This is a genomic window from Hyphomonas sp., assembly GCF_046313735.1.
Taxonomy (GTDB): Bacteria; Pseudomonadota; Alphaproteobacteria; order Caulobacterales; family Hyphomonadaceae; genus Hyphomonas.
Map to the genome: position 1 here is coordinate 1 of NZ_JBKBXW010000028.1, position 23,171 is coordinate 23,171.

20 protein-coding genes are annotated in these 23,171 nt (G+C 64.6%); 7 read left to right on the plus strand and 13 right to left on the minus strand.

Annotated features, from left to right (window positions below; all coding sequences use genetic code 11):
• The 3 genes from ACK4SV_RS13475 to ACK4SV_RS13485 form a co-directional block, all read right to left on the minus strand.
• The coding region (locus ACK4SV_RS13475; RefSeq protein ID WP_409918359.1) for a diguanylate cyclase domain-containing protein at nt 1-1,552 on the minus strand (1,552 nt) is incomplete at its 3' end.
• Between the two features lie 92 nt (nt 1,553-1,644).
• Nucleotides 1,645-3,204, minus strand: coding sequence for a cryptochrome/photolyase family protein (locus tag ACK4SV_RS13480; RefSeq protein WP_409918360.1), 1,560 nt, complete (start codon nt 3,202-3,204; stop codon nt 1,645-1,647).
• Nucleotides 3,205-3,232: 28 nt separating this feature from the next.
• Nucleotides 3,233-3,931, minus strand: coding sequence for a DUF6134 family protein (locus tag ACK4SV_RS13485; protein ID WP_409918361.1), 699 nt, complete (start codon nt 3,929-3,931; stop codon nt 3,233-3,235).
• A 147-nt stretch (nt 3,932-4,078) separates the two neighbouring features.
• Here ACK4SV_RS13485 and ACK4SV_RS13490 point away from each other — a divergent pair, with 147 nt between their 5' ends.
• The 3 genes from ACK4SV_RS13490 to metC are packed head-to-tail and all read left to right on the plus strand — an operon-like array spanning nt 4,079 to nt 7,105.
• Nucleotides 4,079-5,092, plus strand: coding sequence for a cysteine synthase A (locus tag ACK4SV_RS13490; protein ID WP_409918362.1), 1,014 nt, complete (start codon nt 4,079-4,081; stop codon nt 5,090-5,092).
• A complete protein-coding gene (locus ACK4SV_RS13495) occupies nt 5,085-5,933 on the plus strand; it encodes a sulfurtransferase (protein ID WP_409918363.1) in 849 nt (282 codons plus the stop codon). Before ACK4SV_RS13490 ends, ACK4SV_RS13495 begins: the two co-directional genes overlap by 8 nt.
• On the plus strand, nt 5,930-7,105 hold the full coding sequence (metC, locus tag ACK4SV_RS13500) for a cystathionine beta-lyase (protein ID WP_409918364.1): 1,176 nt from the start codon (nt 5,930-5,932) through the stop codon (nt 7,103-7,105). The genes ACK4SV_RS13495 and metC overlap by 4 nt, the downstream gene beginning before the upstream one ends.
• Here metC and ACK4SV_RS13505 read toward each other — a convergent pair.
• The 5 genes from ACK4SV_RS13505 to ACK4SV_RS13525 form a co-directional block, all read right to left on the minus strand.
• Entirely contained in the window at nt 7,102-7,455 is a 354-nt protein-coding gene (locus tag ACK4SV_RS13505; RefSeq protein WP_409918365.1) for a hypothetical protein, read from the minus strand. The two genes, metC and ACK4SV_RS13505, sit on opposite strands and share 4 nt — an antisense overlap.
• A 184-nt stretch (nt 7,456-7,639) precedes the next feature.
• Nucleotides 7,640-8,467, minus strand: a complete 828-nt coding sequence (locus ACK4SV_RS13510; protein ID WP_409918366.1) for a C13 family peptidase — start codon at nt 8,465-8,467, stop codon at nt 7,640-7,642.
• Nucleotides 8,468-8,557: 90 nt separating this feature from the next.
• Nucleotides 8,558-8,932: a hypothetical protein gene (locus ACK4SV_RS13515; protein WP_409918367.1), complete on the minus strand. Its 375-nt coding sequence runs from the start codon at nt 8,930-8,932 to the stop codon at nt 8,558-8,560.
• 82 nt (nt 8,933-9,014) lie between these two features.
• Complete coding sequence (locus tag ACK4SV_RS13520; RefSeq protein WP_409918368.1) at nt 9,015-10,037, minus strand: NADP-dependent oxidoreductase; 1,023 nt, start codon at nt 10,035-10,037, stop codon at nt 9,015-9,017.
• A gap of 46 nt (nt 10,038-10,083) precedes the next feature.
• Nucleotides 10,084-10,554 (minus strand): hypothetical protein, encoded by a 471-nt coding sequence (locus ACK4SV_RS13525; RefSeq protein WP_409918369.1) that lies wholly within the window; start codon nt 10,552-10,554, stop codon nt 10,084-10,086.
• A 147-nt stretch (nt 10,555-10,701) separates the two neighbouring features.
• Here ACK4SV_RS13525 and polA point away from each other — a divergent pair, with 147 nt between their 5' ends.
• Entirely contained in the window at nt 10,702-13,491 is a 2,790-nt protein-coding gene (gene polA, locus ACK4SV_RS13530) for a DNA polymerase I (protein ID WP_409918370.1), read from the plus strand.
• 69 nt (nt 13,492-13,560) lie between these two features.
• Here the strand turns inward: polA and ndk are convergent, their stop codons facing one another.
• The 3 genes from ndk to ACK4SV_RS13545 form a co-directional block, all read right to left on the minus strand.
• Nucleotides 13,561-13,983 (minus strand): nucleoside-diphosphate kinase, encoded by a 423-nt coding sequence (gene ndk, locus ACK4SV_RS13535; protein ID WP_409918371.1) that lies wholly within the window; start codon nt 13,981-13,983, stop codon nt 13,561-13,563.
• Between the two features lie 500 nt (nt 13,984-14,483).
• Nucleotides 14,484-14,957, minus strand: a complete 474-nt coding sequence (locus ACK4SV_RS13540; RefSeq protein ID WP_409918372.1) for a DNA polymerase III subunit chi — start codon at nt 14,955-14,957, stop codon at nt 14,484-14,486.
• A 91-nt stretch (nt 14,958-15,048) separates the two neighbouring features.
• Entirely contained in the window at nt 15,049-16,533 is a 1,485-nt protein-coding gene (locus ACK4SV_RS13545) for a leucyl aminopeptidase (RefSeq protein WP_409918408.1), read from the minus strand.
• A 99-nt stretch (nt 16,534-16,632) separates the two neighbouring features.
• Between ACK4SV_RS13545 and ACK4SV_RS13550 the strand changes: the two genes are divergently transcribed.
• The 3 genes from ACK4SV_RS13550 to topA all read left to right on the plus strand — a co-directional run bounded on the left by ACK4SV_RS13550 (nt 16,633) and on the right by topA (nt 21,562).
• Entirely contained in the window at nt 16,633-17,775 is a 1,143-nt protein-coding gene (locus tag ACK4SV_RS13550) for an LptF/LptG family permease (RefSeq protein ID WP_409918373.1), read from the plus strand.
• Nucleotides 17,775-18,896: an LPS export ABC transporter permease LptG gene (gene lptG / locus ACK4SV_RS13555; RefSeq protein WP_409918374.1), complete on the plus strand. Its 1,122-nt coding sequence runs from the start codon at nt 17,775-17,777 to the stop codon at nt 18,894-18,896. The genes ACK4SV_RS13550 and lptG overlap by 1 nt, the downstream gene beginning before the upstream one ends.
• A 68-nt stretch (nt 18,897-18,964) precedes the next feature.
• Nucleotides 18,965-21,562 carry a type I DNA topoisomerase gene (topA, locus tag ACK4SV_RS13560; protein WP_409918375.1) on the plus strand — a complete coding sequence of 866 codons (2,598 nt, stop codon included), beginning with the start codon at nt 18,965-18,967 and terminating at the stop codon, nt 21,560-21,562.
• A gap of 20 nt (nt 21,563-21,582) precedes the next feature.
• On the opposite strand, the gene ACK4SV_RS13565 is transcribed toward topA, so the two are convergent.
• Together ACK4SV_RS13565 and ACK4SV_RS13570 are read right to left on the minus strand one after the other, a co-directional pair.
• Nucleotides 21,583-22,089 carry a DUF1993 family protein gene (locus ACK4SV_RS13565; protein WP_409918376.1) on the minus strand — a complete coding sequence of 169 codons (507 nt, stop codon included), beginning with the start codon at nt 22,087-22,089 and terminating at the stop codon, nt 21,583-21,585.
• Nucleotides 22,086-23,135 carry a M28 family peptidase gene (locus tag ACK4SV_RS13570; RefSeq protein ID WP_409918377.1) on the minus strand — a complete coding sequence of 350 codons (1,050 nt, stop codon included), beginning with the start codon at nt 23,133-23,135 and terminating at the stop codon, nt 22,086-22,088. The genes ACK4SV_RS13565 and ACK4SV_RS13570 overlap by 4 nt, the downstream gene beginning before the upstream one ends.
• Nucleotides 23,136-23,171 lie beyond the last annotated feature (36 nt).

The following is a 23,171-nucleotide window of genomic DNA, read 5'->3' on the forward strand; positions in this document are numbered from 1 at the left end:
CGCCATCGGGAACAAACCCCCGGCGGCGCTGATCAATCATGCTGGCGTCACCAGTCCGCCAGTGTGAAAAAGGCCGGAAAACTCTAGCCGGTAGTGGTCCAGACTTGGGTCTCAGAGCATCGATCCTCTGGACACCGATTGAGGCGCTACAGACAATGGTCGCATCCCAAACGGAATATGGTTCGGCCAGATACCGGACGAGGTTGTCGAGGAAGGCGTCCAGCCCGCGGCCTGTCGAACGGTCCACCACCATTGCGAACCCATCGCTGGCGATCCGGGCGACAAAATCTGTCGACAATGACGACTCCGTCAACCGGTTGGTCACTTGCCGGAGAAGATGGTCCGCTGCCTGATGGCCCAGCGTGTCGTTCACGACCTTGAACTTGTCGAGGTCCATCACGAGCAAGGCGCGCTCAATGCCTTCTTTCGGCGGGTTGGCGAGAATCCTGTCGAGGTGCGAGAGAAGGTTTGCGCGGTTGGGCAAGCCGGTCAGTTCGTCGAAATGCGCGAGTTTCTCGACGCGCTTTTCAGTGTTCCGGGCAAGGGTGATGTCCTGCGCAACCCCGCGATACCCGCGCAGTTGGCCGCCAGAAAACACTGGCTTGCCTGTCAGGGAGATCCAGACACTTTCCGGGGCATGGCCCCTCAATGAAAGTTCAATGTCCTTGAACGGTTGTCCTGAGAGCAAGGCTGATTTCAGGGCCCGATATCCCTCCCCTCCTTCGAAGAGAGAAAACAAGCTCCGCCCACTGACAAGGTATGAATGCCACTTGCTTTCGGCCTGCTGGCTGCATGGCATGGGCTCGATGTAGAAGTCCTTGTCGGTCTGCCAGAGCCAGTCGGAGGAGTTCTCACCAAAGTCCCGCAGCAACAACGCAATCAGCTGCGATTGTTCGTGGAGCGATACCTGGCTCAGATATTGCTGCACGAACTGGCGATGCGCCCATCTGACCGCATAAGTCAGCACAAAGACATAGACGAGCGCGAGCACGCCCAGAAGATCACTCGCAAGGCTGCTTCTGAAAAACGCTGCCGAGACAATCCCGACGGCAACTGGCGCGAGGAAGCAGAGCGCTGCGCTCGGAACGCGCGACAGGAGGAATGTCCCCCCAAACAGCATACCAGCCGTGATTGTCGCTATCATCATGAACTGGTCGTCGGTGCTGCCGATGGTCACCAGCAGTGGCAACATCCCCCAGTAGGTCCCGTGTATCGCTGAGCTTTTCCTTAGCCCACGGATTTTACGATCCGCATATTCCGGACGATGCTGGTGCTTCCGGCTCCGGAAGTAATGTAGCAATGACAGTCCGTTGACCATGATGAGGCTGAAGCCCCAGACGAGCGCGATGGCGGATGTTCCGATGCTGTTCAGCATGATCACCACGATTGCGGTGTTCAGGAGCCCCACCAGCAACATGATCGATACCAGGTGCCGTATCGATTGCACCTGGCGGGACCGCAGGCCGTCCAGATGCTCTGGGGGCACCTCAACAGGTTGCAGGAACCCCTTCAGAGACCTCAAAACAGGTGAAGAGGGCCAGGCTGGTTTCATGGCGTCGATCTTGCTTATCCGGATGTTCCCGGTTGATAGCGGATCGAGGTGAAGAAAGGTGGCATCTCCTGCCGCCAAGTTTCGCCGGCGAGTTAAGACTTCATTTTGATTTCTGGTTCCGAACGCCCGGCGACCTTGTTCAGATATGCCCCAGCCTCGTCCTGCATGGCGGCAAGCTCCGCCTGCGGCAGGCGGTCGAGCGCTCTCACGATCAGCGCCATGCGCGGATTGCCTTTCAGGGCCTCGCGGTTGCGGGCGATGAAGTCCCAGTAAAGGTAGTTGAACGGGCAGGCGCGCGGCCCGGTTTTCTCTTTCACGCTGTATTGGCAGCTACCGCAATAATCCGACATCTTAGAGATATAATTGCCGCTCGCCGCATAGGGCTTGGAGGCCATCATCCCGCCATCGGCATAGAGCGCCATGCCATGCGTGTTGGGCAACTCGACCCATTCATAGGCGTCTGCATACACGGCAAGGTACCATTCATTCACCTCAGCCGGGTCGATGCCGGCCAGCAGCGCAAAGTTCCCCGTCACCATCAGCCGCTGGATGTGATGGGCATAGGCATGGCGTTTCGTCTGGCCGATCGCCTCGGCCATGCAACGCATCGGCGTCTCGCCCGTCCAGTAGAACTCCGGCAGGCGCCGGTGCGCGCCAAGCGCGTTCATCTCCGCATAGCCCGGCATCTTCAGCCAGTAGATGCCGCGCACATATTCCCGCCAGCCGATGATCTGCCGGATGAAGCCTTCCACCGCGTTCAGCGGCGCGCTCCCGTCCCGCCAGGCAGCTTCCGCGCGCTTGCAGACATCGAGAGGGTCCAGCAGCCCGCAATTGATGTAGAGCGAGAGCAGCGAGTGCCACATCCAGGGCTCGCCGCGCGCCATCGCATCCTGCCAGTCGCCAAAGCCCGGCAGGATGTCCGCGATAAAGTGGTCCCGCGCCGCCTCAGCGCCGTCCCGCGTCGTCGCGAACACCCAGGGCGCGAGATCCCCGAAATGATCGGGAAAGCGCTCCCCTACCAGCTCGATCACCTCGCGCGTCAGCGCGTCGGGCTCCGGCAGGTATCGCGGCGGCGGGGCGAGGCCAGCCGGCAGGCGCTTGCGGTTTTCCGCATCGTAATTCCACTGCCCGCCCGCCGGCTCCTCGCCGTCCATCAGGAGGCCCGTTCGGCGGCGTACCTCGCGGTAGAAATACTCCATCCGCAGCTGCCGCCGCCCCTTCGCCCAGGCGGCAAACTCCGCCGTGGAGACGATGAAGCGGTCATCCTCGCGCAGCTCCACCGGCACCGGGAACAGGTCCCGCCAGGTCTCCATATCCTGCATCAGCCGCCATTCGCCGGGCTTCGTCGCGACAACGCCCTCAAGCGACGGTTCCGCCTCCAGCGCGCGGGCAACCTCCGCCCTCAGCGAGCCCTGATTGGCGGGATCATCCAGCCGCACATAGCGCACCCGGTGGCCAGCCGATTCCAGCTCCCGCGCAAAATGGCGCATCGCGGCGAACAGGAAGGCGATCTTCTTGCGGTGATGGCGCACATAGGTCGCCTCTTCCTGCACCTCGGCGATCAGGATGACATCCTCGCCCACCGTCGCATCGCGAAGCGACGATATGCCCGGCGACAGCTGGTCGCCCAGGATCAGCCTCAGCTGCGCCATGCAAGTCCCCCGACCCGGTCGCCCGGCCTCAATACATCCGGTCGAGCACGTATTCGATCTGCTGGCCGCGCGCCTGGAAGGCCAGCTTCACCCAGCGGCCCTCATCATCATACCAGAGGTCCACATTGATGTCGGACTCCAGCAGGTAGCGGTTCGCCTCGATCTCTCGGCCGGCAGCGCGGATCGTCTCGCGGCCCCTGGGCACGATATTGACAGAGATGATCTCGCCATCCTCGGTCGAGAGCAGCTGGCGCGTCTTCGTCTGCGCATAATTCCAGTGGCTGGCGGGCACCGCCACATCGGGCGCCGCGCCGCTGAAGGCCGTGCCCTGCACGCTGAGGCGCCCATTCTCGCGCTTGGCGGACACATTTCCGCGCTTTCCGTCATCGTTGACGCGGCCGGTGACCGAGACAAGCTCACCCCGCCGCCAGATTTCCTCGGCGTTCAGCTCGTACCGGAACAGCGTCACCGGCCCGAGGCCGGCGCGCAGGGAAACTTCCGTCTGCGCCTTCAGCCCGCCGCCGGGGGCCTCGGCAAATCGCACGACATGGCTGCCAAAGGCATTGCTCTGGCGCAGCACGTTGAAGCGGATTTCGTCGCCCGGTTGCGGCGTCCAGCCCCGCTCGCTGGCCCCGATCCGGGGCAGCGGCGCATCATCGGCCCGCGCCCCCGCAAAGGCAGCTGCGACCGCAAAAAACGTCAGGATGATCCAGTGCTTAAGGGTCATGTGAGTTGAACCTGTCCACAAACGCTTCCAATTCTACGCTCAGGCCTGAGGTGCGGATCAGTTTGTGACGCACCCCGGATTGAACCGCGGGGCTGGCAGTCGTAGCCTGCCCTCAACATAATAACTCATCTGAGAGCATCCTGTTCCATGACCATCCACCGGTCCGTCGTCGACCTCATCGGAAACACGCCCCTGCTGCGCCTGAAGGCTGCATCGGAGGCGACAGGATGCGAGATTCTCGGCAAGTGCGAATTCCTGAACCCCGGCCAGTCGGTGAAGGACCGCCCGGCCCTCGGCATCGTGCGCGAGGCTGAGGCGGCGGGCCTCCTGAAACCCGGCGGCACGATTGTTGAGGGCACCGCCGGCAATACCGGCATCGGGCTTGCCCTCGTCGGCAAGGCACTCGGATACCGTGTGGTCATCGTCATGCCGCGCACGCAGAGCCAGGAGAAGAAAGACGCCATCCGCCTGCTCGGCGCCGAGCTGATCGAGGTGGACGCTGTCCCCTATGCCAACCCGAACAATTATGTCCGCTATTCCGGCCGCCTCGCCGAGGAGCTGGCCGCAAGCGAGAAGAACGGCGCAATCTGGGCTAACCAGTTCGACAACCAGGCCAACCGCCGCGCCCATTACAGCACCACCGGCCAGGAAATCTGGCAGCAGACCGATGGCAAGCTCGATGGCTTCATCTGCGCGGTCGGCTCCGGCGGCACGCTGGGCGGCGTCTCGCTCGCGCTGAAGGAAAAGAACCCGAAAATCACCATCGGCCTCGCCGATCCCGGCGGCGCGGCCCTGTATGACTACTACACCAGCGGCGAGCTCAAATCCGAAGGCACCTCCATCACCGAGGGCATCGGACAAGGCCGCATCACGGCCAATCTCGAAGGCATCCAGGTCGACAAAGCCTACCGCATCCCGGATGATGAGGCGCTGAAAATCCTGTTCGATCTCGTCGAGCATGAAGGCCTCTGCCTTGGTGGCTCAGCCGGCATCAATGTCGCCGGCGCGATCCGGCTGGCCCGCGATCTCGGCCCGGGCCACACGGTCGTGACGATCCTGTGCGACTATGGCAACCGCTATCAATCGAAGCTCTACAATCCCGAATTCCTGCGGGGCAAAGGCCTGCCCGTCCCGCCCTGGATGGAGACAGCCCATGTCTGAAACTGGCGATCCCCTCGTCACCGCCGAATGGCTGCTTGCGATCGCCGCAGCGCCGGACCTGCGCATCGTGGATGCCACGTGGTTTGCACCCTTCACCAACCCGCCGGAAACGGGCCGGGAGGCCTGGGCGCGCGGGCACATTCCGGGTGCGGTGCATTTCGACATCGACGAGATTGCCGACACTACAACCTCCCTGCCCCATATGCTGCCGGACGCCGTGAAATTCTCCGCCCGCGTCCGGAAGCTCGGCATCGGCGATGGCAGCCGGGTGATCGTTTACGACCAGAACCGGTTCTTTGCCGCAGCCCGCGTCTGGTGGATGCTGCGCGTCATGGGCCATCAGGATGTGAAGGTGCTGGATGGCGGCCTTCATGCATGGACCGAAGCCGGCGGCGCACTCGATGACCTGCCCTCCCCGCCGCGCGAGCGCCACTTCACGCCCCGTGTACGCTCCGACCTCGTGATGGACGCGCGCGCGATGGAACAGCTCGCCGGCTCGGCCAAGGTCCGCATCATCGACGCCCGCCCCGATGGCCGCTTCTTCGGCCGCGAGCCGGAGCCGCGCGCAGACCTGCCCTCCGGCCACATCCCCGGCAGCATCAACATCCCCGGCAGCCGCCTCTTGACCGAAACCGGCCTGATGAAACCCGCTGAAGAACTGCAGAAACTCTTCGGCGAGGCAGGCACGCCCACCGTCACCACCTGTGGCTCCGGCGTCACGGCGGCGATCACCGCGCTCGCCCTCGCCCGCCTCGGCAACTGGGATGTCGCGGTCTATGATGGGTCCTGGACGGAGTGGGCGTCCGACCCGTCCCGCCCCATCGCCCGGGCCGACGGATGAGCGAGGACGACGCCCGCCGGGAGCTGCCCACCCGGCTGATCCATACGCGCGGCGAGCGTCTCTCCCGCGTCACGGTGAACCCGCCGGTCGAGCGTGCCTCGACGGTCCTTTTCCGCACCGAAGCCGGCCTTTATGGCGCCAAGCCCACCTATGGCCGCATGGGCCTCGCCGTGCACCGCGAACTCGAAGCGGCGATGTGCGCCCTCGAAGGCGCCCGGTCCACACGCCTTGCGGCCAACGGCCTGCAGGCCTGCGCCCTCGCCATCGCCAGCTTGGTCGAGGCGGGCGGACACCTCCTTCTCTCCGACAGCGCCTATGGCCCGACCGCGCGCTTCTGCGAACGCCGCCTGAAAGCCATGGGCGTCGAGGCCGAGCGGTTCGACCCCCGCATCGGCGCCGGCATCGCCGCCCTGTTCCGCGACAACACACAGGCCATCCTGCTGGAATCCCCCGGCTCGCTGACATTCGAGATTGCAGACCTGCCCGCCATCGCCGCAGAGGCGCGCCCGCGCGGTATACGGATCATCTGCGACAATACCTGGGGCGCAGGCCTACACCACCAGCCCCTCGCCCTCGGCGCCGACATCTCGGCCCAGGCGCTGACAAAATACGTGGTCGGACATTCCGATGCCTTTGGCGGTGCGGTCATGACGAATGATCCGGGCCTCGAGCGGCGCATCGCCAATTGCTCGGAAGACTGGGGCATTGCGCTGGCGCCCGATGATGCCTGGCTCGCCATCCGCGGCATCCGCACCCTCGCCACCCGCCTGAAAGCGCATGAAGCGGCGGGCCTCGACCTCGCCCACTGGCTTGGCCAGCGCCCGGAAGTCGACCATGTGCTTCACCCCGCCCTGCCCTCGCACCCCGATCACGCCCTCTGGCAGCGGGATTTCACCGGCGCGAACGGCCTCTTTTCGATTGTCCTCAAACCCGTTCCGGAAGGCGGACTCGAGCGTTTCTTCGACGCGCTGCAGCTGTTCGGCATGGGTTTCTCATGGGGCGGCTTTGAGAGCCTCATCATCCCCTGCGACGAACAGCTGACCCGCCGGCCGGGCTGCTGGACCAGCGCCAAGGCCGGGCCCCTCCTGCGCCTGCATGTCGGCCTCGAAGCCGTCAGCGACCTGAAGGCAGATCTGGAATCCGCCTTCGCCGCGATGGTTTCAACAACCTAGCGGCAGTCGGTTTCCTTCAGCGTGCAGGAACAGTCCATCGTCGCCGAGGTAACCGAGCGCATCGGCACGCAGGAAACCTTGCAGGTGCGCGCCACGGCGCCCGGCCGCACGCGGAACTGAACCTCTGTCATAGGACAGCTTGTGATCACCTCCTCGGCGCAGGTCGCCGTGCGCGGGGTCGTCGCCGAAGTGGCGGTGCACACCATCTGCCGCGCCGCGACGCCCGGCAGGTCCAGCGTGTAGGTTGCCGGGATATTGGCCGGGGCAACCCGCGCCGTGTTGCCCTGCGCCAGCGCCGAAGCGGCCAGGAAAACCATCGCAGCACTCATCATGATCAGGACTCTGAGCATTCTAACCCTCCCTCACCTGCGCGCCTGCGCCCATCCACGGCCAGGCGGCACTGACACTAGGCCGCAACTTCGCCCGGCAGGCAAGCCGCTGTCGGCCCGCCTGCCCCTATGACCGTCCCATGAGGGGTGTTGATGCCGCGTTCAGCCAGCCGGTGAATTTGCACCGCCGGAATCAACAACCTGTTTACTCTGCAGCAGTTTCCATCCCTGCGCCTGCGCCCGTAGCGGCCTCTTCAGGCACAACGGCACGCTCGAAATTCATGAACACGAACAGGTCTTCGACATCCGCGCCCACCCGCGTCATCGGTTCGGAGGCCGGTGAGAGGCGCTGCGCCCATTCCTTGCCTGCGACGCAGCGGCCGGCCAGCGAGGCGAGATGCACAAAATCCTCCGCCGCCGGAAGGGATTCGAGGATACAGCCATCGAAATAGGGATAGCGCGCATCGGCGCTGCACCCGAACGACACCCGGTCGGGCCGCGCCGCTGTCATGATCATCCGGTTGGGCGCCGACAGGGCCGGAACGAACACGCCCGAATGACAGGCCGAGACCACCACCACGGTCGGGCGCTCGCCGCACCATTCCCCGATCAGCCCGTTCAGCCGCGCCGGCGACAGGAAACCTTCATTGCCCAGCAGCAATCCCTCCCGCATCCCGTGCGAGGTGAAGTAGAACAGGCACCCGGCTGTCGCCGATTTCGCCTGCGACTCGAAGAGCGCGAACACGTCCTCGGACATCAGCGAATCCCCGCCAAACCGCATCGGCCGCAGCGACAGCGAGGCGATATTCTCCGGACGGAAGCCGATCGTGGTGAAGGCGGATGCAAGGTCGCGCGCCGCATTGTCAAAGGCGGCAATCGGCGCGCCGCTGCCATCGCGCCAGTCGGCGGCGAGGATGCCCACCGCCCAGTCGCTGAACGGTCCCTTTGGCGCCTCCGGCTCCGGCTCTGCCAGGGCAGGACCGCACAGCCAAATCACCGAAACCAACAAAGCCGCCAGAGACCGCAGGGCCATCATCCTCTCCCGACGCAAAGCCGAGCCTGTATCTCACTCCGCCAATCCCGGTCTGGCAAGAGCAGCGGGCGACAGAGGCTCCGGCAGGCGCTATTTCGGGTAAGTATCGAGCGACGGTTCGCGCCGCCAGCAATCGCAATTTCCATAATACCGGAACACCTCGCCATAATCATTGACGCGGATGAGCGGCGCGTTCCCATAGCTGTAGCCGGGGATATAGTCCCAGGCCGGGTCGGCATAGCGGTCGGCAAAGCCGTCACCGGTATCATCGCAGACAGGATCGCGGTTGGCATTGAAGCCGCAGCCATAGGGCGGCACCTGCGTCAGCGTCACCGCCGTTTCCGCGGCCACCATGTTGAGGCCCATCGCGATGCCCTCCCAGTCTGCGTGCGTGCAGGCAGACACCCCCAGCGCCCCGGCCGCCGCGAGCATGAACGTCATCGCCTTCGTCCGGCGTTTTTTCATTTCCCTCTCCCCAACATGCTGGCGGGATTATGATTTCCCGCCAGATGAACGCCGCCTGAACCTGCCTGAAGCCCGCCCCTTATCAGGGCTCCGGGCTGACCTGCACGACAAGTTTGCCCAGATTCTTGCCCTCGAACAGGCGCGACAGGCTCGAAGGCGCGTTCTCGAAGCCTTCCACAATGTCGGTCTCGAATTTCAGCTTGCCCGCCATCAGCCACATGGCCATCTGCTGGATGCCTTCGGGGAAGCGCGGGAAATAGTCGATGACGATGAAGCCCTTCACCAGCGTGCGCCGCATCAGCAGGTTGGCGAAATTATACGGGCCCGGCACCGGCGTTGTGGCATTATAGGTCGAGATCAGCCCGCACAGCGGCATCCGCGAGAAATCATTCAGCCGGCCCATCACCTCGTCCATGATCCGGCCGCCGACATTCTCGAAATTGATGTCGATGCCGTTCGGGCAGTGCTTGTCGAGGGCCGCGCCGACATCCTCTGACTTGTAATCGATCGCCGCATCGAAACCGGCGACATTGACCAGCCAGTCGCATTTCGCCTTGCCGCCCGCAATGCCGACCACGCGGCAGCCCTGGATCTTCGCGATCTGCCCCACCATCGAGCCGACCGCGCCGGCTGCCGCCGAAACCACCACCGTCTCGCCCGCCTTGGGCTTGGCAATGTCCATCAGCCCGAAATAGGCCGTCATGCCGGTGGCGCCGAGCGGGCCCATATAGGCCGTCAGCGGGACGCCCGGCAGCTGTGGCAGCTTGGCGAGGCTCGCGCCCGGCAGCGTGTTGTAGACCGCCCAGCCGGCAAGCCCGGTATTGACGATATCGCCGGGGGCGAGCCCGTCGAACCGGCTTTCCACGATGACGCTCAGCCCGCCGCCGCGCATCGCATCGCCGATCTGCACAGGCGGCAGATAAGCGTCCATATCGCTCATCCAGATACGGTTCGTGGGGTCTAGCGAGAGATAGATCGTCTTCGCGCGCACCTCGCCCTCGTTCAGGGGCTCCAGCGGGCTTTCGACCAGCTCCAGGTCGCCCTCCGCGATCTCACCCACCGGGCGCTTGCGCAGCACCCAGGTCAGGTTCTTTTCATTGATCATGTTTCTTTTCCTCCCTGTCTGACCGGGAGGCTAGTCCGTTTCGGCTTCAGCGCAAGACGCCGCGCCGGGCCATCGTCTGGGTGTAGTGGAGCAGCAGCACCGAGACGACCACAACGCAGACCGCAAACACCGCCATGCTGTCCTCCGGAACAGGCCGGGCAAAGCTGAAACCGACCGAGAGGATCGTCAGGGTCGCTGCCAGCGCCATCACGCCGGTAGCGTGCGCCCGGCGCCGGATCAGCAGCAGCGCGCCCGCCATGGAGGCGACAATCGACAGCCCCCGCAGCGCCATCACCCAGGCCGGGGTTTCATGCACAAACGCCAGCGCCATTTCGGACATCTGCTGCGTGTAGGGCCCGAAGCGCAGCAGGATCGCGGTGAAATCAAACAGGGCCAGCAGGCTCCACACGAAGGCTGCGCTTCCCAGGGCGTAGAGGTGCCAGGGCGCCTTCGGCAGGGGCTTCTGCACCGCCGGGAAGAGGGCCGAGGCTTCTTTGAAGTCAAGTTCACGGTCCATGTTGCAGAAATAACACAGCTCTCGCCGTTGGGGAAAGCAGAATCGGACTTCCCGCCGATTACGAGTGCGCAAGGATGCGCGCCGCAACGGGTGGCACAGGCGCCGCCCCCGGGCTAAACCTGCCGCCACAGCACAAGGACTCACCCCATGGCGACAGCGCCCGTCACCCCGGACAGCCATCTTTATCTCATTGATGCGAGCGCCTATGTGTTCCGCGCGTTTCATGCGCTGCCGCCGCTGACGCGGTCCTCCGATGGCCTTCCCGTGGGCGCGGTCGCGGGCTTCTGCAACATGCTGTTCAAGCTGCTCGAAGATCTCAAAGGTCCCGAACGCCCGACGCATTTCGCCTGCATTTTCGACGCCTCCGAAGTCACCTTCCGCAATGAAATTTTCCCCGCTTACAAGGCCAACCGCTCCGAGACGCCCGAAGAACTCGTCCCCCAGTTTCCCCTCGTGCGGCGAGCGGCCGTCGCCTTCGCCGCCCATGCCATCGAACAGGGCGGCTTCGAGGCCGATGACCTGATCGCCACCTATGCAAAACTCGCCGAAACCAAAGGCGCGCGCGTCACCATCGTCTCCTCCGACAAGGACCTCATGCAGCTGATATCGGACAGGGTGCTGATGCTCGACCCGATGAAGAACAAGCTGCTTGGCCGGGAGGATGTGTTCGAGAAATTCGGCGTTGGCCCGGAAGGCGTCGTCGATGTCCAGTCGCTGGCCGGCGACAGCGTGGACAATGTGCCCGGCGCGCCCGGCATCGGCGTGAAGACGGCGGCTCAGCTGATCAATGAATATGGCAATCTCGAAACGCTGCTGGAACGCGCGGGCGAGATCAAACAGCCCAAGCGCCGCGAAACGCTCATCAACTTCGCCGACCAGGTGCGCATCTCCAAACAGCTCGTCAGCCTGAAGGAAGACGTGCCGGTCATTGTGCCGCTCGAAGACCTCGCCGTGCAGGATCCCGACCCGAAGGAGCTCATCGGCTTCCTCGAAGAGATGGAGTTCCGCACCATCACCCGCCGCGTGCGCGAACAGATGGAGAAGGACGGCGCCCTCGAAAGCGAAGCGCCGGACGCCCAGCCCTTCGATGTCAGCGCCTATGCCTGTGTCCGCGACCTCAAGACACTCGAGGACTGGATCGCCCGCGCCACGGCGCAGGGCTGGGTCGCCGTGGATACCGAAACAGATGCGCTGGATTCCGTGAGTGGAGGACTGGTCGGCGTCTCGCTTGCCCTTGCGCCCGGCGACGCCTGCTACATCCCGCTTGCCCATGTCGATCCCGATGCCAAGGGCGACGGCGACATGTTCGGCGCAGACCCGCCCCGCCAGATCAAGATGAGCGAGGCGCTGAAGCTGCTGAAGCCCATGCTGGAAGACCCCGCTGTCCTGAAGATCGGCCAGAACATTAAATACGATCTCGGCGTCTTCGCGCAGCACAATATCCGTGTGCATCCGATTGATGACACGATGCTGCTCTCCTTCGTCCTCAATGCCGGCATCCACAGCCATGGCATGGACGAGCTGTCAGAGCGCTATCTCGGCCACAAGACCATCAGCTTCAAGGAAGTCGCCGGCACCGGCAAGGCGCAGAAAACCTTCGCGCAGATCGCCCTCGACAAGGCCACGGAGTATGCCGCCGAGGACGCCGATGTGACGCTGCGCCTCTGGCAGGCGCTGAAGCCCCGTCTGCGTACGGAGGAAGTCACCACCGTCTATGAAACGCTGGAACGCCCGCTCGTTCCTGTGCTGGCGGCGATGGAACATGCCGGCATCAAGGTCGACCGCCAGCTGCTGTCGCGCCTCTCGGCAGACTTCAACCAGCGCATGGCCGCGCTGGAGGCCGAGGCCCATGAACAGGCGGGCCGCGAGTTCAATATGGGCTCGCCCAAACAGCTTGGCGAAATCCTGTTCGACGAGATGGGCCTTGAGGGCGGAAAGAAAACCAAGACCGGCGCACGCGCAACCGACTCCGACGTGCTGGAAGACCTTGCCGCACAGGGCCACGCCCTGCCCCGCACGATCCTCGACTGGCGGATGCTGTCCAAGCTGCGCTCCACCTATACCGAGGCCTTGCAGGCCGCGATCAACCCGAAAACCGGCCGTGTGCATACGAGCTTCATGATGGCCGGCGCGCAGACCGGACGGCTTTCCTCCACCGACCCGAACCTGCAGAACATCCCGGTACGGACCGAAGAAGGCCGCAAGATCCGGCAGGCCTTTATCGCTGAGGAAGGCAATGTCCTCGTCGCCGCCGACTATTCGCAGATCGAGCTGCGCATTCTTGCCCATATGGCCGACATTCCCGCCCTGAAGGAGGCTTTCCACAAGGGCCTCGACATCCATGCGATGACGGCGAGTGAGATGTTCGGTGTGCCCATTGAAGGCATGGACCCGATGGTGCGCCGTCAGGCCAAGGCGATCAATTTCGGCATCATCTATGGCATCTCCGGCTTCGGCCTTGCCCGCCAGCTGGGCATCGCGCAATCCGAGGCGAACGACTATATCCAGACCTATTTCAAGCGCTTCCCCGGCATTCGTCAGTATATGGACGAAACCAAGGCCTTCGCCCGCGAGGCCGGTTACGTGCGCACAGCGTTTGGCCGCAAGATCCACCTGCCGGAAATCAAGACCAAGGGCCCCGCCCGTGCCTTTGCTGAGCGCCAGGCCATCAACGCGCCCATTCAGGGCTCTGCCGCTGACATCATCAAGCGCGCGATGATCCGTATGCCCTATGCCCTTGAGGCGGCTGGCCTGAAGGCCCGGATGCTGCTGCAGGTGCATGACGAACTCATCTTCGAATGCCCTGAGACGGAAGCCGAAAAGCTCATCGCAGTGGCGCGCAGGACCATGTCAGCCGCCAATGGTCCGGCCCTCAAGCTCTCCGTGCCGCTGGTGGTCGACGCCCGCGCGGCAGACAACTGGGCGGCGGCGCACTGAACCCGGCCAAAGAAAAAACCCCGCCAGTTTCCCGGCGGGGCTCTCTTTATTTCAGTCTGGCCGAAGCGTTCAGGCGGTGATGTCGGCTTCGGAGAAGAACTGCGCGATCTCGATGGCGGCGTTCTCGGCCGAGTCCGAGCCGTGCACCGAATTCTCGCCGATGGATTTGGCGAACAGCTTGCGGATCGTGCCGTCAGCGGCGTCGGCCGGGTTCGTGGCGCCCATCACTTCGCGGTATTTCGCGACGGCGTCTTCGCCTTCCAGCACCTGCACGACCACCGGGCCGGAGGTCATGAAGTCCACGAGCTCGCCAAAGAAGGGGCGCGCGGAGTGGACCGAGTAGAAGCGCTCGGCCTGGCCGCGCGTCATCTGGATGCGGCGCTGGCCAACGATGCGCAGGCCGGCTTTCTCGATCACGGCATTGATGGCGCCGGTCAGGTTACGCTCGGTGGCGTCGGGCTTGATGATGGAAAAGGTACGCTGCACGGCCATGGGGGCTTCCTGTAGTTCCGGGGGTTTTCGGGATTTGCGCGGCCTATAGCGGCGCCCGCCCGCCGGGGCAAGCGGAGATGGCGTCACCCCCGGCGGACGCCGCCTCGAACCGGGCTGGTGCACCTCGCTGCGCTCGCTGCACCCTACGGGATGCCCCTCTCGTAGGGTGCAGCGAAACCGGCAGAGCCGGTGGAGGAGCACCGTCCGGACCCCGCCTCTATCCCACACCTTTCACTCACCCACCCCCTGCAACCACACCACATCGCAGGAAAATGCAGGAATCTTATCCTACCCCTGCGGAGCCATGGTATCATCCCCCTGTCGCCCGTGCAGGGTATGCACTGGCGGGCGGGGACGAGAGTCCCGGCGGCGGAGACGGGCAGGTCGCGACTGCTTGTTTCAACACTAACCCTTGATGCCTGCGGCCTGATTCTGTCTCCGCGCGCTACACCTGACGCAAAACCGGAAGGGCGGAGCCCTGTCCGGCCTTCGGCGCATCCTCAAACGCCCGCTTCCTGCCATCCGCCCTTCGGCGTCTGCTGGAAATACCGGGTCCCGAGCCCGGCATCCTTAGCGGCCTTGAACTGGGCGCGCGCGCGGCCGCGGGCGGCGGTGTCGGCGTCCTCGAACATCACCATGCAGCGCCGGAACGCGGCATCGACCGGCGCCTCCACCCCGTCCATCAGGAACAGCGCTTCGGCGCCATTGGCGTTGGCAAGTTCGCCGGCCAGCAGCACCGGCTGGCGCGCAGGGTTCAGCCCCGGCGCCTTCGCCTGGCCATGCGGCAGGAACGCGCCATCCTCGAAGGTCCAGAGCGCCATATCGAGCTTCGCCAGCCGGTCCTCGCTTCCCGACACCGCCAGCACCCGCCAGCCAGCCTCCAGACATTTCTGCATCAGCGGCGGCGCCGCCGTCTCCAGCGGCGTGCGCGAGAGATGGTAGAACCACCATTCGGGAGGCGCTGGCGCGGTCACCCTCTGTCTCCGCTCATCCCCGCGCTGGCGGGGATCTGGTTGTTACCCCCGCGCGCGCCCCGCCTGAGCGGGGGTGCGCGGAGGATCGAGATCACTCATAATTATCCGCGATCCAGCGTGTCAGCAGGCGCGGGCCGTAGCCGGAGGCCCAGCTGGGGTCGGTCGGGGCTTTCTCCCCTTCCACCCAGGCGGTGCCGGCGATGTCGATATGCGCCCAGCGGACCTCATCCTTGACGAACCGCTTCAGGAACTGCGCCGCCGTGATCGAGCCGGCGGCCCGGCCGCCAATATTGCGCATGTCGGCGAATTTCGACTTGATCAGCGAGTCATATTCCGGGCCCATCGGCAGGCGCCAGACGCGCTCGCCCTCGGCAAGGCCGGCCCTGGTCAGCTCGTCTGCCAGGTCATCACTGTTGGTGAACAGGCCCGCATGATGGTGGCCGAGCGAGATGACGATGGCGCCTGTCAGGGTCGCCAGGTCCACGATGGCTTTCGGCTTGTAATGTTCCTGCGCGTACCAGAGCACATCGCAGAGGACGAGCCGGCCTTCGGCATCGGTATTCTGGATCTCGATGGTCTGGCCGGAGGCAGACTTCACGATATCGCCGGGGCGCTGGGCATTGCCATCGGGCATGTTCTCGACAAGGCCGACGAGGCCGACGACGTTCACTTTCAGCTTCGCCTGCGCAATCGCGCGCATTGTACCGGTGACAGCGGCGGCCCCGCCCATATCGCCGCGCATGTCTTCCATGCCGGGGCCGGGCTTCAGCGAGATGCCGCCGGTGTCGAAGCAGACGCCCTTGCCGACGAGGATCACAGGATCCTCCCCCGGCTTGCCGCCATTCCATTTCATAATGCCCATCTGGCTTTCGCGGACCGAGCCCTGCCCGACGCCGAGCAGCGCGTGCATTCCGAGTTTTGCCATCGCCTTCTCGCCGAGCACTTCAACGTCGAGGCCGAGGGCGGAAAGTTCCTTGATCTTCTCGGCAAAGCTCTCCGGATGCAGGTCGTTCGGGGGCATGTTGACGAGGTCGCGCGCAAGATACGTCCCGTCTGTCGCAGCATCGAGCGGGGCGAAGGCGGCCTTGGCGGCTTTGGGATCGTCGCAGACCACAGTCAAGCCGGAGAGGCTCGGCTTCTGGTCGGGCTTCAGCTTGGTGAAATAGGTATCGAACCGGTAGGAGGCAAGCTTCGCGCCGACAGCGATCCGGGCAGCTTCCTCGGCGGAAACCGCGGTGATCGAGGCGGTCTTGAAACCGCTCATCGCGAACGCCTTGATGAAATTGGCGCCGATGGCTTCCTGCGCGCGGGCATCGCGCTTCTTCGGCTTGCCGCCGCCGGCGACCACCGCCCGGCGCGCGTCGAGCCCCTTCGGCAGCACAACCGTAACGTGCTGGCCGGGTTTACCATCGAACCGGCCGGCGCTGACGGCCTCGGTGATCAGCCCGCCACTGGCGGTATCCAGCGCTGCTGCGGCTGCAGGCAGGCCCGCACCTTCATCGGCAACAAAAGCGGCAATGTCGGCTTTGGCGGCCTCTGCGAAAGTTATTTTCATGTGTTGAAACTCCGTTTGCAGCGGAAACTAAGCATCGACGCGCCAAGCGCAACTCGTTAGCTAGGGCTTTGCTGTTGTTGGATGCTCAAAACCGGACGCTAGAGTGACGCACCTCAAGCCATGACGAAGATCCAGGCCCACCTGTTCCGGCAGATCCTGCAGGCTGTGCTGATCATCGTCGGCGGCCTCGTGATGATTGCGCTGCTTGCGCAGGGCCTGTCGCGCACGGACCTGATCCTCGAGAATCGCCAGTCCGCGATGACCTATTTCTACATCGTGCTGCTGGGCGCGCCGCAGGTGATTGCCCTCCTCCTGCCGCTGGCATTGTTCGTGGCCGGGGTCTGGGCGCTGAACCGCATCCATAAGGATTCCGAGATCGTCGTCGCCCAGGCCGCCGGCATGACCCGCTGGCAGGTTGCCTCGCCGATCATGCGGCTCGCCGTGATGTGCCTTGTGGTGCATCTCAGCGTGAACCTCTGGGTCCAGCCCTTGGCCCAGCGCGAGATGCGCTCTGCCGTCGCGGAGGCCCGCGCGGACCTTGCGGCCGCCCTCTTCCGCGTCGGCCAGTTCACCACCAATGGCGACCGTCTGACCTTCTATGCCCGCGACCAGGTGGGCGGGGAGCTGCGCGGCGTGCTGATCTCGGACATGACCGATCCGGAATTCCCGACCGACATTCTCGCCCGCTCGGCGGCGCTCGTCTCGGTCGAGGGACGGCCAACCCTCTTGCTGCGCGATGCGCTGAGCCAGCAGCTGGACACCAACCAGCAGCTCTCTGTGCTGGAATTCGACCAGTACATGTTCGACCTGACCGAATTCATGAAGGAAGACTCCCAGCTGGCCCTGAAGCCGTCTGACCGTTTCCTGTTCGAGCTCCTGTTCATCGACCGGAAGAATTATTTCGAGGCCCGTGATGCCGACAGCTCGCTGGCGGAGGCGCATTCGCGCCTCAGCGCGCCCCTGCTGAACATCGTGATGGCGCTGCTGGCGATTGTTGCGGTGCTCGGGGGCGATTTCAGCCGGCAGGGCTACGGCAAGCGAATCGGCATGGCCATGGCGGGCGCCATCCTGATCCTGGTCGTGCAGATTGCCGTCCAGTCCGGGGCTGCCTCCGATCCGGCTGTCAATATCGCGCTCTGGCTGATCCCGGTCCTGACAAGCGGGACGCTGGCCTGGGTGTATTTCGGGCGGGGCGCCCGCATCGGCCGGGCGAGCCCAAGGGTCGAGCGGCGCCCGCTCCTGCTGCGGCGGAGACCCTCCTGATGTTCTGGCCCTCCCGCATCCAGCGCTACATCCTGCGGGAATGCCTGTCCGGCCTTGCCATTGTGCTGGGCATCTTCCTGCTGGCGATCCTGATGATCGACATTGTGGAACAGCTGCGCACGGTCGGGGGGGATGTGAACCTGACGCTCGGCGGGGCGCTGCGGCTGTCGCTGATGAAGCTGCCCCTGCTGCTGGAACAGACCCTGCCCTTCGCGCTGCTCGCCGCCTCGATGATGGCGTTCACCCGGCTGAACCGGCGTTCGGAGCTCTCGATCATCCGCGCCAGCGGGCTTTCGGCCTGGCGGTTCCTGATGCCGGTGATGCTGCTCGGCCTTGCCCTCGGCCTGTTTTCGGCCATGCTGCTCAATCCCTTTGCCACCCGGCTCAACCAGTCCTTCGAGGCCGAGCGGGCGCGGATCCTGAATGTCGGGCGCACGCCGATGGCGGTGGCCGACAGCGGCGTCTGGCTGCGCCAGGGCGATGATGCCAGCCAGTTCGTCATCCATGCCCGCCGGGTCGAGGATGGCGGGCGCACGCTGCTCAACGTCAAGATGATCGAGGAACAGCGCCTCTATCTGGGCCGCCAGCCGACCAATGATTTCGCCTTCGTGCGCCGCATCGATGCCGAACGCGCGGTGCTGAACAATGGCTTCTGGCAGCTGGAAAACCTGGTCGAGAACCTGCCCAACCAGATGCCGGAGCGGCGCGAGACCCTCGCCATTCCCACCTCGCTGGACGCTGCCACCCTGCTGGACGAATTCGCCTCGCCCAACACGATCGGCTTCTGGGGCCTGCCCCGGTTCATCCGCGAAACCCGTGACGCCGGCCTTGATACGTCGCGCTACACGATGCGCTGGTACGGGCTGACGGCGACGCCGGCGCTGTTTGTGGCAATGGCGCTGATCGGGGCGCTCGCCTGCCTGCGCCTGCAGCGCCTCGGCGGCACGTCGCGCCTGCTCGCAACCGGGGTCCTCGCGGCGATAGGGCTTTATTTCTTCACGCAATTTTCTTCCAGCCTGGGGGCCACCGGCGCTGCCCCGCCGGTTGTCGCCGCGTGGAGCCCGCCGCTCTTCGTGCTGTTCGCCTGTTTCGCCTTTATCGCCTACCGGGAGGATGGCTGAGGCAGGCCCGGCCCTTGACAGGCCGGTGCGCGCCGGACCATCTGGCCGCCCTTGAAGAGGTGCCATTCATGAAACTTGTCGTCGTCGAGTCGCCCGCGAAGGCCAAAACGATCAACAAGTATCTCGGAAAGGACTACAAGGTCCTCGCCTCCTACGGCCACATCAGGGACCTGCCCTCGAAGAATGGCTCGGTCGATACCGACAATGATTTCGAGATGGTCTGGGAGGCCGACGCCAAGTCCGCCAAGCGCATCTCAGAGATTGCCGCCGCCCTCAAGGACGCCGACACGCTGATCCTCGCGACCGACCCGGACCGCGAGGGCGAGGCGATCAGCTGGCACCTGATCGAGGCGCTGAAGAAGCGCCGGGCGCTGAAGAAGGATGTCGCGATCGAGCGCGTCGTGTTCAACGCCATCACCAAGAATGCCGTCACCCAGGCGATGCAGCAGCCCCGGGCGATCGACGCCGAACTGGTGGACGCCTATCTCGCCCGCCGGGCGCTGGACTATCTCGTCGGCTTCAACCTCTCGCCGGTGCTCTGGCGCAAGCTGCCGGGCTCGCGTTCGGCGGGCCGCGTGCAGTCAGTGGCGCTGCGGCTGATCTGCGAGCGCGAGAACGAGATCGAGAGCTTCCGGGCGCAGGAATACTGGAACGTCACCGCCGAGCTGCGCGCGCCTGATGGCAGTCCGTTCGAAGCGCGCCTCACCAGCCTCGACGGCGAGACGCTGAAGAAATTCACCCTCGGCAACAAGGGCGACGCTGATCGCGCGCTGGAGATTGTCCGCACGGGCGGCTATTCGGTTACCGGGGTTGAGGCCAAGCCCGTGAAGCGCAACCCGCCGCCGCCCTTCATCACCTCCACCCTGCAGCAGGAAGCCAGCCGCAAGCTCGGCTTCACCGCCAAGCGCACCATGCAGGCCGCCCAGAAACTCTACGAGGAAGGCCGCATCACCTATATGCGGACCGACGGCGTCAACATGGCTGAGGAGGCCTATGCCGCCGCCCGCTCCATGATCCAGTCGAACTATGGCGCGCGCTACCTGCCGGAAAACACGCGCCGCTATTCCTCCAAGGCGAAGAACGCGCAGGAAGCGCACGAGGCGATCCGCCCGACCGACTTCAACCTGCCGCCCGAGGCCTATCATGGCGACGGCGACCTGAAGAAACTCTACACCCTCGTCTGGCGCCGGGCCGTTGCCTCGCAGATGGAAGCGGCCGTGTTTGAGCGCACGACGATCGACCTCACCTCGAAGGATCGCCGCGCAGGACTGCGGGCCTCCGGCCAGGTGGTCGTGTTCGATGGCTTCATCCGGCTCTACACCGAAGACCGGGACGACCCCGTTGACGGCGACGATGACGACTCAGGCAAGCGCCTGCCCAAACTGAATGAAGGTCAGCATACGGACCTGATCAAGGCCGTCAGCTCGCAGCATTTCACCGAGCCGCCGCCGCGCTTTACCGAGGCCTCGCTGGTCAAGCGCCTTGAGGAACTCGGCATCGGCCGGCCGTCCACCTATGCGTCGACGCTCGCGACGCTGGAGGACCGCCAATATGTCCGCCTCGACCAGAAACGTCTGATCCCGGAGGATAAAGGCCGGCTTGTCACCGCCTTCCTCGAGAATTTCTTCAAGCGCTATGTGGAATATGATTTCACCGCAGGGCTTGAAGAACAGCTCGACGTCATCTCCGATGGCAAGCTCGACTGGAAAGCCTTCCTGCGCGATTTCTGGAAACAGTTTGCCGCCGATATCGAAGGCACGAAGGATCTGCGCGTGTCTGAAGTGCTCGACGCGCTGAATACCGCGCTGGAAAAGCACGTCTTTCCCTCGCAGGACGCGGACGGCAATCCGGTCGCAAACCCGCGCCTCTGCCCGAGCTGCAAAGAGGGTGAACTCTCCATCAAGGTCGGCAAGTTCGGCGCCTTTGTCGGCTGCTCGCGCCATCCGGACTGCAAATATACCCGCCAGTTTTCATCCGAGGGCGGCGAAGGTGCCGCCATCAGCCCGGACGGTAACGAAATCGGCCTGCACCCTGAAAAGGGCGAGATGATCTATCTCAAATCCGGGCGCTTTGGCCCCTATGTCGAGATGGCGAATGGCGAGAAGCCGAAACGCGCCAGCCTCGCCAAGGCGGACAACCCGGCCGAGCTGACGCTTGCCCGCGCGGTGGAACTGCTCAGCCTGCCGCGCGAGATTGGTCCGCACCCGGAAGACGGCGAGATGATCCTCGCCAATTTCGGCCGCTTCGGGCCTTATGTTCAGCATGGCAAGACCTATGCGAACCTGAAGGACCCGCGCGACGTCTTCACCATTGGCGTCAATCACGCGGTCGCGCTGATCGCCGACAAGCGCGCGAAGGCAGCCGCCGGCGGTGGACGCGGCGGGGTGGCCGCGCTGAAAACCCTCGGCGAGCATCCAGATGGCGGCGCCATCGAGGTCTTCGCCGGGCGCTACGGGCCTTATGTGAAGTGGGAAAAGGTCAACGCCACCCTGCCGAAGGACATGGCGCCCGAAACCGTGACGCTGGAACAGGCGCTCGAACTCGTCAACGCAAAGGCCGGCAGCGGCAAGAAGAAGGCCGCACCGAAAAAGGCAGCCGCGAAGAAACCGGCTGCCAAGAAGAAAGCGCCTGCAAAGGCCAAGACCGAAGCCGGCGGGGACGCGTAAGCTCTCGTCGCCCTACGGGCTCAGCCCGGCACGAGGAAGTCCCGCTTGCCGAGCGCCACGCCCTGCGCACGCAGCAGGCCATAGGCGATGGATGCATGGAAGTGCAGATTCGTCAGGATGAAGCCCTGCAGGTAGGCGCGGCCCTCCATCGGAATGGTCATCTGGCCCATCGGGATCTGCAGCACTTCGGTCGTGGTCGCATCGATCTCTTCTTCCGGAACCGACTCCACATAAGCGATGGCCTTCGTGCAGCGCTCCATCAGCTCCGCAAACGTCACTTCCGTATCCGGAAAGGATGGCATCTCGTGCCCGGCGAGGCGCGCTGCGCCGCGCGCAGCGGTATCGCAGGCGATCTGCACCTGGCGCGGCAGGGCGAACATATCCGGATACAGACGGTAAGACAGCATCACGCTGTCCTCCACATTCAGCGCGCGGGCATGGGCCTCGCCCTTCGCGAGAATGCTGCGCAGCGCGCCCAACGTCTGCTGGGTGGAGGTTTTCAGCATATAGGAGACAGTCAAGCTCATTCGGCAGGTCCTTCTGCGTCAGCAGGGGTTGAAGGGTCGCGTTTCAGGGCGTGAAGCTCGGCCAGCATCGCATCGGCTGCGCGCGCGGCCATGGCGATGGTGTCAGCGGCGCGAACATAGAAATCCGGCGTGATCGCATCGAACGTGTCGGTCGGGTTGTGATAGCCCGGATGATCCTCCACCCCAAAATACAGGAACGGAACGCCGAAGAGGTGGAACGGCCCGTGGTCGGATTGCAGCGTCCAGTCATTCGGGCCGTCTTCCGGCCGGTCATGCCCCATCAGCAGCGTCACCGGCGCGCGCGCGGCGACCTCATCGACCAGGGCGACCAGCGCGGGCGTATGATAGGTGCCGGCGGCATAAAGCTCGCCCGCTTCGGAGCGGCTCACCATGTCGAGATTGATGTTGAGCGCGACGCGCTCCATCTCCAGCTCCGGCATCCGCACAAGGGTGCGCGCGCCGAGCAGGCCATGCTCCTCAGCATCCAGCGCGGCGATCACGATGTCATGCCTGGGCGGGCGGCGGCGGAAATAGTCGGCGAGCGCCAGCAGCGCCGCCGTGCCGGAGGCGTTGTCGTCCGCGCCGTTGAAAATCTCGCCGTCACAGGCGCCCAGATGGTCGTAATGCGCGGTCAGCACCATCACCGGGCCTTCGCCCGGCGTGCGGCCGGGGATGCGGGCGAGCAGGTTCACGCCCCGGCGCTCCTCCGGCGGGGCATTGCAGGTGCGCTCCGGCCGGGGCAGCACCGGGAAGGCATATTCGAACCCGGCCTCGGTGAAAGGTTCCAGCCCCAGCTCCTCGAACCGTTTCAGTATGAAGCCGCGCGCCGCCTCATTGCCCGGCGTGCCGACGGCCCGGCCTTCGAGGGCGTCGGAGGAGAGGACTTCGGCCATATGCAGCATCGGGCCGGCCTCAATGAACTGGGCCCGGTAGGTCACATCCGGGAAGCGGTCTTCCATCCGGACCCCGGAATTGCACGCCGCCGCCAGCAGGAGCGCGGCCCCTGCCGCCGCCATTTGCCTGAAAACCCGCGCTGTTGCCTGCATCTGCCTGTCTTTCCTGCCTGTATCCAGCCTTGACCC